General features: G+C 37.9%; 8 protein-coding genes. 2 read left to right on the top strand and 6 right to left on the bottom strand.

Annotated elements, in window-relative coordinates; all coding sequences use genetic code 11:
- Positions 1 to 6 precede the first annotated feature (6 nt).
- The 5 genes from plsX to pta all read right to left on the bottom strand — a co-directional run bounded on the left by plsX (position 7) and on the right by pta (position 4189).
- Positions 7 to 969 (bottom strand): phosphate acyltransferase PlsX, encoded by a 963-nt coding sequence (plsX, locus tag BUB92_RS07380; RefSeq protein ID WP_073092255.1) that lies wholly within the window; start codon positions 967 to 969, stop codon positions 7 to 9.
- A gap of 93 nt (positions 970 to 1062) precedes the next feature.
- On the bottom strand, positions 1063 to 1233 hold the full coding sequence (gene rpmF / locus BUB92_RS07385; protein ID WP_073092257.1) for a 50S ribosomal protein L32: 171 nt from the start codon (positions 1231 to 1233) through the stop codon (positions 1063 to 1065).
- 3 nt (positions 1234 to 1236) lie between these two features.
- Complete coding sequence (locus BUB92_RS07390) at positions 1237 to 1752, bottom strand: YceD family protein (protein WP_073092260.1); 516 nt, start codon at positions 1750 to 1752, stop codon at positions 1237 to 1239.
- Positions 1753 to 1949: 197 nt separating this feature from the next.
- Positions 1950 to 3149, bottom strand: a complete 1200-nt coding sequence (locus BUB92_RS07395; RefSeq protein WP_073092262.1) for an acetate/propionate family kinase — start codon at positions 3147 to 3149, stop codon at positions 1950 to 1952.
- A gap of 47 nt (positions 3150 to 3196) precedes the next feature.
- Positions 3197 to 4189, bottom strand: coding sequence for a phosphate acetyltransferase (gene pta, locus BUB92_RS07400; protein WP_073092264.1), 993 nt, complete (start codon positions 4187 to 4189; stop codon positions 3197 to 3199).
- A gap of 131 nt (positions 4190 to 4320) precedes the next feature.
- Between pta and BUB92_RS07405 the strand changes: the two genes are divergently transcribed.
- On the top strand, positions 4321 to 5568 hold the full coding sequence (locus BUB92_RS07405; protein WP_073092266.1) for a nucleotidyltransferase: 1248 nt from the start codon (positions 4321 to 4323) through the stop codon (positions 5566 to 5568).
- Positions 5569 to 6075: 507 nt separating this feature from the next.
- Positions 6076 to 6834 (top strand): hypothetical protein, encoded by a 759-nt coding sequence (locus tag BUB92_RS07410; RefSeq protein WP_073092268.1) that lies wholly within the window; start codon positions 6076 to 6078, stop codon positions 6832 to 6834.
- Positions 6835 to 7128: 294 nt separating this feature from the next.
- Here BUB92_RS07410 and BUB92_RS07415 read toward each other — a convergent pair whose 3' ends face one another.
- Positions 7129 to 10764: an ATP-dependent DNA helicase gene (locus BUB92_RS07415; RefSeq protein WP_073092271.1), complete on the bottom strand. Its 3636-nt coding sequence runs from the start codon at positions 10762 to 10764 to the stop codon at positions 7129 to 7131.
- Between the last annotated feature and the right edge of the window lie 424 nt (positions 10765 to 11188).

The raw sequence follows: 11188 nt of genomic DNA on the forward strand, positions 1-11188 counted from the left end.
TTGGGCCTAATTTTCTTTCATCTGTGCCAGCATGGCCGCCTGTTTCCTTACTATATCTTTTTCCACACAATCCCGGGCCACGCACAAACCATTATACACCGCTTCGCGCTTCGAACTTCCATGGCACACAATGCTTACTCCATTTATCCCTAAAAGCGGAGCTCCTCCTATTTTAGTATAGTCCATTTTACTGAAGAAGGAAGGTAGTTTCCCTAACTCCCGGGCTACATTGCGAGCAATGAATAGCGAAACCCCTTCAATAGTTTTCAGAACTATATTGCCGGTAAAGCCATCACACACAATTACATCGGCTTTGCCGTCAAAAATATACCTGCCTTCTATGTTGCCGATAAAATTTATTTCCCCGGCTTCTTTTAAAAGATTATAAGCCTCCACATAGAGATGGCTGCCTTTAGTTTCTTCTTCTCCATTATTGAGAAGAGCTATACGGGGATTATCTATGTTCATAACCGCCGAAGCATAGACCTTGCCCAGCAGGGCAAACTGCAAGAGCTGACGGGGGCGACAATCAACATTAGCCCCTACATCAATCAAAAAAGTATAGCCATCATTCTGATTAGGAACAGGAGTAATAATAGGAGGGCGTTCAATATCTGCCATGCGTCCCAGGATAAATACAGCTGCTGCCATTTGCGCTCCTGTGCTGCCACAGGATACTACCGCATCCGCCTTCCCTTCGCGCACCAGTTTAGTAGCTATTACTATCGAGGCATCCTTTTTCTTGCGCAAAGCTGCAACTGGAGACTCATCCATCCCTATTACTTCGGAAGCATTAACTATCTCCAAAAGATCGCCCTTATAGTTATATTTTGCCAGTTCTTCCTTTATAACCTCTTCGCGTCCTACCAGAATAAGCTTTAACTTTTCTCTCTCTACAAAATCAACGGCTCCTGCAATTATTTCCTGCGGTGCATAATCGCCCCCCATAACATCAAGAGCAATCCTCATCTCATATCCTCCTTAAAAACAAAAAGTAAGCTTTAAGTCTTTTAACAAGACTTTAACTTACTTTTTGGTTAAAATGCAATATATTTACACCAATTACATAACATTTTTCCCTTTGTAATACCCACAATTCAAGCAAGCCCGATGAGGCAGCTTGTATTCATGGCACTGAGGGCATTCTGCCAGAACCGGCTTTTCTATCTTCAACCATTCAGAACGCCTCTTGTTTTTACGGGAATGTGACTGTCTCCTTTTTGGTACACCCACGGATTAAACCTCCTTCCCTGTTTTTAATTGTTTAAGTTTTTCCCAGCGTGGATCAATCTCCTTTTCACTGCACCTGCAGCTTTCCAGATTAAGATTGGCTCCACAGCCTGCACACAAGCCCTGACAGTTTTCATCACACAAAGGCTGCATCGGTAATGAAAGCAGGATTTCTTCCTCCAGATAAGAAGTTATATCCAGTTCATCACCGCTTACAAAAACCACTTCTTCCTCGGTAAAATCATTCCGGTAAACCGTATCCGCTATATTAAAATTCAGCTCTATATTTACCGGAAATATAAACTCTTCCAAACAGCGCGCACACTCAAAAACTACTCCCGTCCGCAAATCTCCTGCGGCCCAAAAAACTTTTCCCGTGCTCTCCACATGCAGCTCTACATTCACCGGGCCGGAAAACCTTCCCCGAAAAGGAAGCAGTAATTCATCACTGAACCTGGCATTAAAGCTGTAATCCTCACTATCTACCGTCTTTTGTTTCAATTCCTTAAGATTTATTTTCATAATATGCACCCCATAAAAACACCAGAATAATTATAGTCTTCCCACACCTTGATTGTCAACCAAAGCACAAGGAATTATATAAATTAAAGGTCTTTATTTTAGGATAATAACAGAAAACAAATAAATATACAAATGAGGCAAAAAAATACAGGCAGGAAATATCTGCCTGTATCTTGATTATCTAAAATGATTTAGAATTATTTACCCTGAGCCAATCTGTAAGTATCCCGGGCAATAACTAGCTCTTCATTGGTAGGAATTACAAATATTCTTACCTTGGAATCTTCAGCAGCTACATCTACTTCTTTTCCTCTTACTTTATTCTTTTCAGGGTCAATCTTGATGCCCAGATAATCTAAATCTTTGCATATATTTTCTCTTATATCCCAGCCGTTTTCCCCAACGCCGGCGGTAAATACCAGACAATCACAGCCGTTCAGTTTAGCAATATAATTGCCGATATATCCTTTTACACGGTTATAATAAACTTCCAGGGCGATCTGGGCTCTGTAATTTCCGGACTTAGCAGCTTCCAGTATATCTCTCAGGTCATTGGACACTCCGGAAAGTCCCAGCATACCGCATTTTTTGTTGAAGTAATTATTAGCTTCCTTGGTATCCATACCCAGTTTTTCCATGAGATAGAATACTATAGCCGGGTCAATGTCGCCACTGCGGGTACCCATTACCAGCCCTTCCAGAGGAGTAAAGCCCATGGTAGTATCGACAACTTTTCCATTCTTGATAGCCGCCATACTAGCTCCATTTCCTAAATGCAGGGTTATTATCTTGCACTCCTCATAAGGTTTGCCCAGCATATCGGCAGCGCGATGCGATACATAATAGTGAGAAGTCCCATGGAATCCATATCTTCTTACATGATATTTTTCATATACTTCATAAGGCAGAGCATAGAGATAATTAGCCGGTTCCATCGTCTGATGGAAAGCAGTATCAAAAACAGCTACATGCGGAACATTAGGCATTAAAGCCTGACATGCTTCAATCCCCATGAGGTTGGGAGGATTGTGCAGAGGAGCAATATCGAAACAATCCCGGATAACCTTCTTAACATGGTCGTCAATAATAACCGATTGAGCAAAGCTTTCTCCACCATGTACTACCCGATGTCCTACCGCACCAATTTCATCCATGCTTTTGATTACACCATACTCTTCATTAGTTAAAACTTCCAGAACCAGCCTCATGCCTTCCGTATGGTCAGGCAGATCTTTCTTGATCACTACTTCATCTTTGCCGGCCGGTTTATGCTCTAGAGTCGTTCCCGGAATACCTACCCGGTCTACCAACCCTTTAGCCAAAACTGTTTCCGTAGTCATATCAAATACCTGATATTTTATAGATGAGCTACCTGCATTAACTACCAAAACCTTCATCTATTGTTTACCTCCTTAATTTATTTACTCTTCAATTTACTTAATAATTAAGCCCTTACTGCGGTCATGGCTACCACATTAACAATATCCTCTACGCTGCAGCCGCGGGAAAGGTCATTAACCGGCTTGGCCATACCCTGAAGGATAGGTCCAATAGCTTCCGCTTTTGCCAGCCTTTGTACCAGCTTATAGCCTATATTACCAGCTTGCAGGTCAGGGAATATAAGTATATTACACTGTCCGGCTACGGGACTTCCCGGAGCTTTAGAAGCGCCAACCTTGGGAACCAGAGCAGCATCAGCCTGCAGTTCTCCATCAATCTTCAGTTCCGGGAATTTTTCCTTGGCTATCTGGGTAGCTTTGACTACCTTATCCACTACTTCATGGCTGGCACTGCCTTTGGTGGAGAAAGAAAGCATACCGATCTTCGGATCATCAATACCACAGAGTTCAACCGCCGTGTTTACGGAAGCCTTGGCAAAATCTGCCAGCTGTTCAGCTGTAGGCACAGGTGTTACTGCACAGTCGGCAAAAACAAAAATACCATTATGTCCGTATTCACAGTCAGGAACAATCATGATAAAAGCTCCGGAAACAGCAGAAATGCCAGGTTGGGTTTTAATAATCTGGAGAGCAGGTCTTAAAACATTTCCGGTAGTATTTTCGGCACCGGCTACTTCGCCGTCAGCCTGTCCCATCTTAACCATCATCGAAGCAAAATACAGAGGATTAAGCATAGATTCTTTAGCCTTGTCCAGATCTACACCCTTGTCTTTGCGCATTTCATAAAATGCCTGTACATAATCATCAAAATAAGGTGCTTTTACAGGGTTAACAATTTCCGCACCGGAAATGTCAGCACCAATCTGACTGGCCTTAGCCCTTATTTCCCCTTCATCCCCCAAGAGTATCGGCCTGGCAATCTTGTTGTCCACAATCGGCTTAATAGCCATAAGGGTGCGTTCTTCCAAACCTTCAGGAAGAACGATGGTTTTCTGCTTCTTAGCCGCTTTTTCCCTGATTTGCGCGAGCAAACTCATCCCTTCAACCTCCCTTACTTTTTTCCATCACCGAAACATGTGTACATGTTTCACATTTTATTTTATCATAAATTAATGAGATATTGGCAATATTTATATCGGCTATAAAAATAACCTGTGAGGTAAAAAATATGTCGGTTTTAGGCATAATTGTTGAATATAACCCCTTTCACAACGGACATCTGCATCTCATTAAAGAAGCCACAAAAAAAGAAAATTTCCAGGGGATAATTTGTGTCATGAGCGGCAACTTCTTGCAGCGGGGCGAACCAGCCTTATGCCACAAATGGGCAAGAGCGGAAATGGCATTGGCCGCTGGAGCTGACCTTATTATAGAGCTTCCCTTTTGTTTTGCCGTAAGAAGTGCCTACTACTTTGCCCGGGGGGGAGTAAGCCTTCTTGCCTCTACCGGCATCGTAAGCCATATCGCCTTCGGCAGTGAAAGCGGCGATCTGGAAAAGCTTAATACCCTGGCCGATTACTGGCAGGAAGAAACGCCTCTCTTTAAATCCCGGCTCAAGCATTATCTGGACCAGGGACTTAATTTTCCTGCCGCACGTTCCCGCGCCCTGGAAGACATCCTGGATGAACAGGAAGACCTTAAAGATTTTATCAAAAATCCTAATGACATACTAGGGGTAGAATATCTGCGCAATATAAAAGAAAAAAAGCTTGATATAAAGCCTATCGTCATAAAACGTACCGGGAGCGGCTATCACAGTACCGAACTCGGTAAAATTGCCAGTGCAACTGCTATCCGCCAGGCTTTAAAAAACAACCTTCCCCTATCCCGGATAAAAGAGTCTCTACCTGAAACCAGCTTTAAAATTCTCAAAACAGAAATAGAAAAAGGATATGCTCCCGTATTCGAAGAAGAACTGGGAAACCTTATACTGTTTAAACTGCGCACCATGCCAGAAAAAGACTTAATAAACATATATGAAATAAAAGAAGGCCTGGAAGGAAGATTTAAAAAAGCCGCTTTTAAGAGTGCCGATATTGAAGAGCTCAGACAAAACATAAAAACCAAGCGTTACAGCATGACCCGTATAAACCGCACCCTGCTTTATGCCCTTTTCGATTTTACCTGGAAACAGGCCCAGCTTTTTGACGAATACGGCCCCCAGTATATAAGGATATTAGGGTTTTCAGAAACCGGACAGAAGCTGCTTAAAAAAATAAAGAAAACTTCACCCCTGCCTGTAATAAGCCGCGGCAGTGAAGTAAAAAAAGCGCTTACCAAAAGCGAAAACCCGGTTTTGCGGGAAATGCTGAGCCTGGATGTAAAAGCCGGCAACATCTACAGCCTGCTCTATCCCCGTATAAACCTGCGCCAGGGCGGGCAGGATTTTACCGCAGAGGTGGTGAGAAAGGGGTAAAATCTATTCGGCTGCGGCCGGTATTTTTTACCCGCTTATCATTCCCCCAATCGTTTCTATTTGCATAAGGTCATGGTTAAATAATGTAAAACAATAAACCTGTTATAATTCCTTACTTACACCTTGTTAATCTACTTTCCCACTTTCTTATTCCCAGCTTATCCTCCATAATCTGTACCTATTAACCCATCTACTATTCTCTATACTGTATAAAAGCAAATACAGCCCGTAATGCCAGTGAAGTTAAAATCTAAAAACAATTTTGGCCATAATTTAAAATTATGACACGCGATAAAAAATCTGTATAAAAAAATTGCGAAAAAATCTTAAATTTTCAGCAGTTATTTACATATATAAGCGGCAAAAATTTTCTTCCCAGGATTATAGGTATATAGATAAAAATACAGGAGGTGGTACCATATTATATGATCTGAAGTAAGATAGGTGTCTAATAAAAAATAAGTACAGCTTAATAGTTTAAACCTAGTTAAAAAGGAGGAAAGCAAAATGGACTATGTGAAATACAATTTACCTTTATTATCTTCTGTTCTTAACATAGGATATAACCATCGTTTAGATGTTTACACCGATAGTTTCGATGAGAATAAACTTCATAAAGCTTTGAAAATAGCACAGCAGGAAGGTTATATCATAAATTACAAAATAGACAAGTCTTACAATTTTTGGTGTATTACCCTGGAACTCAATTATGACCTCATTTATGAGGAATTATTCAAAGGAATTATTGACTTTTTCATCATACATGGTGAAAAACATAATTTCGTAAAAGCCAGGCCAGCCAATTTTAATATTAATAAAGAAAAGCTGGGGACTCCTCTATTAGAAATAAGTCCCGATATACAAATACCGCTTAGCCCCTTGAATATCGCATGGGGACGCACATCTGCTTTTAAAGTGGTAGTAATTTTGGAAGGAAATATGTCAAAGATTAAAGAACTTATAAAATACGCTGACCGGGAAGGTATCGCTGATATTATAACACCCAAAGAAAACGGTATAGAAATTGTTGATTCCCAACATCCTCTATTTCCGTATTTAGACAAAAAGGATAGATTTTTAGCATCTGATTACAATAATGACAGTCTGTGTGTGACATTCCAGGTAGATGATAATGTATTAATTAAGAAGATCAACAAATATATAATTTCCGGTATTAACATATTACCGGATGTAAAATTTTTCGCTGCAGAGGAAATAGAGCCAGATATAGAAGAAATAGTGATAGAGGAAATAGAGACAGAGTAAATAAAATAGAAAAAAACCTAAATTAGCGCATCCCCTCTCCCCGTCAAAAGAGCCGGGGAGAGCGAAATATTCAGCATAAACTTGAACTGCACAAATTATAGAAAAACAGCTACCCTAAAGGCCTTTTATATAACAAGTTATCCCCAAAATACAAATCATAAAAACCATTTAGCTTCCAGCTAAAAAGCTAATTGAGTATAGTTATTCAATAATAAAGGACCAGGGCGATAGTACAAAAAAGCAGCAGGTATTTAACCACTAATACCTGCTACTCCAACTATTGACAAAGAACCTTTATTTAAAAAGAGTGCTGATAATTTCACTTATTTTTACAGAATCTATGCCTTTTTCCTCTTTTAAATCATCTTCAGTTATTATAAGGTTACCGCCATCTTCAACTCTGGTTATATTATTCAGCTTGTATAATTTTTCTTTATTTTTCCAATTCTTCCTATATGAATCATTACTAAGCATCCCTAAATGCTCCCAATAATATTCCTTAGTAGCACCATCTTTGTGAATAATAATAGTAAAATCAGGTTTTACAATTTTCCTCTCCCCGTTTTCATCATATAATACTAACTCTTTTTCATATTTATATTCTATGTTATTTTTATACAGGATATTGGCTATGATAACTTCCGATTTGGATCTTACAAGCTCCCCTTTTTCTGTACGATGAATAAGGGGTTCTTCTTTATATTCAGCACGCTCATAACCCTGAAAATCATCATTATAATCAATTAATATCAAACATGGCGAAGAAAAAAGGTTAGTTATTCTTTTATCTATTGCACTATTGCGCTTAATCTTGTCTATGTTTTCACATAATGAATCTTTTAAACTTTTCTCAATAAAAATTGTTAAATTTTCTTCATGTCTTGTCAAAGCAGTATAAATTAATTCCTTGTACAACCATGATTTCGGCAAAATCAAAAATACCTTTTCGAACTGACTTCCCTGAGCTTTGTGTACCGTCAAAGCATAGGCTAAATCCAGGCACTCCTTAATGTCAAGTTTATCTTTTTTCTTATTTTCATAATAATAAACATTACCCGGTTGAGAAATAAAATTTGCAGTAATATTTCGATTTTTGTCCTCTGTGTTAACAAATGTAATAAGACCAATTTCACCATTGGCAATAAAATATTTTTTATCATAATACTTATTTTGTATATTTATAACCTTATCCCCAAAAAAATATTTAAATTCATTATTTTCATCGCTAATTGAATAATTATTTTTTTCATTGTAGTATTCCTTTTGTATGAATTTATTTATCTCAAAAACCCCTTCGAATCCAAAATTTTTTGGGGTTAAAATTTGCCAGCTTTCAGCTTTATTTTTTTCAAGCTTTCTCTTATCATTAAAACCAAATGACTTTCTAAGACTCTCTCCATCTTTAATGCCTAAATCCTTTTCCAGCCGCTTTTTTATCTTGGCATAAAGCTCATTTTTATCTTCCCACCACTCTATGTTATCCTCTTTTAAGCTGCAATCCATACCATTAATTACGCTATTAGTCTTTTTCTCTGCCCCCCAGCTGAAGGTCCGAGCCAATTTTACCCATAAAGAATCCTCTGCCTGTCTGTGCTGTACAGTAAGTTCTCCATAGCACTTTTTTTGATTGTCTTCATTTTCTAAATATCGAATAATATCAACGAAAGGCTTTCCAGGACCAATTGGAGGAAGCTGTCCGGGATCACCCACCAGAATTATCCTTTTGGCATTGCTTACTGTCTCTATTACTGCAGCCAGCATTTCTTCAGTCAGCATGGAAGCTTCATCGATCACTACATTATCATAATCACTAGTTTCTTCTTTTTTCCCTTTAACCTTATAAGGATTTTTTCTGTCAGGCCAAAATCTTTCTCTATCATTTAAATATTCTGCAATATTAAAAACTGTAATATTATCAGATGAATCACTATCTTTTAATTTTTCCTTTAAAACTACCTTTGCCTTGCCTGTAGGTGTTAAAAACAGTATTTTCCCCTTTTCTTCCTTAGTTATGTAATCATGCAAAGCCTTCAGCAGAGTAGTCTTTCCCGTACCTGCCGGTCCAATCAAAACAAAAATAGGAAAGCGGATCATATTATCCAATGCACTCACTTTTTCATCTCGACTTTCTTTCTCTTTGGGATCCCCATTTTTATTTTCCCCAAGCATTCTGTTCAATACACTATGCCAGTAATTTTCGTCAACTTTTACTTGTTCTGATATGGTTTTCCCTTTTCTTTTTTCAATCTCTTCGCGGATAATTTCTCCAGCCCGATATAATCTATCAAGCTGATAGGCTTCTTTCTTAATTTTTCCTATGAATACATCAACAACTTTAATTTCATCCCCAAATTCCAGATTTTTCAGGGTATAATCATTTAAAGATATAGGATCCTCGTCACTATTTTTAAATTTTTTAATCTTTTCTTTAATCCCATCAACTGGCATCAGAGTATGGCCTTTTTCCGCCTCTTCTTCAAGCGTTTTAATAATAAAGGCTCTTATTCTTCTCTTATCTGAAATATCACTTACTGCTGATGGTCCAGGCAATGGAAATTTTTTTCTGATGTTTGTGGGAGGGAAAATTCCCCGGTCAACCCTTTCCAAATCAATATTATTTTTAACCCAATCTCTCGTTTTTTCATAAATAAGGTAAGGATTGCTTAGCATCTCTTTATGATCTTTTTTCTTAAATTTCTCGAATAAATATTTAACCTCTTCAACAGTAAGCTGCAATCTGCTTATCAATTTTAAAAATTCTTTGCTCTCATCATCCTTATCAATATTCGTCCATTTTTGACATACCACATCTGTTATTTTTTCAGCCAATTCTTCCGGCAACAGATTTTTGGCCTGATCCGGCTGTTTAAAGATTTTATCTACATAATCCCAGGGATCTTCATCTTCTTTAATATTGGCTTTTATTTCTTCAGCAATTAAAACCCCCAGCTTTAAACCCAAAGCTCCTTCCAGCACAGCTCCCAATCCAGGATAAACTCCTCTTTTCTGCCAAAGTTCGCCTAATCTATCATTAATCCATTTTAAGACATTTTCTCCATATCGCTCTTTCCATTCTTTAGCATAAGCTTCTGCATCTATTACCGCATTCTTGCAGCTTAATAAAACTTCAATTGCCGTATCATCGGATACATGCTCGCATACATAACTAAACTCTTCATCATAATTAGGGGCATAAACAATATAATTTTCCAAATCTTCTTCTTTGATTTTTTTTAAAAATTCTTCCCTGCATGTTATATAAGGCAAAATAAAGCCGTCCTGGTAATCTCCTCGTATAGAATGTTGAATAAAATTGGCATCATAGGGATAATTTCCATTGCTATCTGCCTCAGCCTGAATAACTTCCAGTACCCTGCCTATACCCACAACCATAATAGAACCTTTACTGCTACTTTCAGGAAATCCTATTTTTTTATCCGCTCGTGTATAAAATATGCACAGGGATTCTTTACTTCTTATTTCTGAAAAGAATAGTTCATTGACCCTCTCTCTATTAATTTTTATTTTACGCCCTTCTTTTTGAATAGCTCCCTTATCCTTCAGGTAGTCCCATTTTTTATTTGTATCTGATTTATTCCATCCCCATCTAAAAGGATATACCGCTGCCGAATAAGGCGGATGCTGAACTGTAACTGTAAATGTGGTTTTTTCATTATATTCATAATATTCATAGCTGTACTGAAACTTTTTATCAGCTAAAAAAGCCCCTCTCTTATGGATACATTCTGTATATTTTTTATTATCTTTAATCACATTTCCCCAATCATTTTTACTGTCTTCACATTTGCATTTTTCTTTTTCACTGCAACAATAATTTTCCGCAGGATTTTTACATACTGTACCATTCCATCCATTATCATGCCAGTGAACTCTTATTGATAAATGCTTTGGCTTTAAATTTTTACTCACAAAAGTCCCCCTCCATTTACTTTATTATTGAAAAGATTATAAAGATTATAATAGAAATGATAATTCGCCAATATATGCCAGAATCCTTTACAAAAAATATTAAATTCGTGTGATAAGTTCATAATTTCCTTATATCATTTACTCAAGTTTCGCATCCAGAAAACCCTGCTCAAACAGCAATAAATCGGGGGTAACTGAGCAAAAAAATTGTTGTTGACAACAAAAAACGCATCCCCGTTTGGTAAAATGGTATTAAGGAAGAAACCAAAACAATCCAAACGGAAAGGATGCGTGATTAAATGATACAACAAATTAATCCGTCTGAAAAGGTCACAACTGAAGTTTCAAAACTATTTAAGGTTTTAAAGATCAACCAGTTACTCCGTGCTGCCAACATTCGCAAAGCAAGCGGGGTAAACGTTCA

The organism is Thermosyntropha lipolytica DSM 11003 (assembly GCF_900129805.1).
GTDB lineage: Bacteria > Bacillota > Syntrophomonadia > Syntrophomonadales > Syntrophomonadaceae > Thermosyntropha > Thermosyntropha lipolytica.

What these genes read in the sequence shown, in the direction of transcription:
- plsX (WP_073092255.1), bottom strand. Translation starts at nt 969, where the DNA reads ATGAGGATTGCTCTTGATGTTATGGGGGGCGATTATGCACCGCAGGAA.
- BUB92_RS07390 (WP_073092260.1), bottom strand. Translation starts at nt 1,752, where the DNA reads ATGAAAATAAATCTTAAGGAATTGAAACAAAAGACGGTAGATAGTGAG.
- BUB92_RS07395 (WP_073092262.1), bottom strand. Translation starts at nt 3,149, where the DNA reads ATGAAGGTTTTGGTAGTTAATGCAGGTAGCTCATCTATAAAATATCAG.
- pta (WP_073092264.1), bottom strand. Translation starts at nt 4,189, where the DNA reads ATGAGTTTGCTCGCGCAAATCAGGGAAAAAGCGGCTAAGAAGCAGAAA.
- BUB92_RS07405 (WP_073092266.1), top strand. Translation starts at nt 4,321, where the DNA reads ATGTCGGTTTTAGGCATAATTGTTGAATATAACCCCTTTCACAACGGA.
- BUB92_RS07410 (WP_073092268.1), top strand. Translation starts at nt 6,076, where the DNA reads ATGGACTATGTGAAATACAATTTACCTTTATTATCTTCTGTTCTTAAC.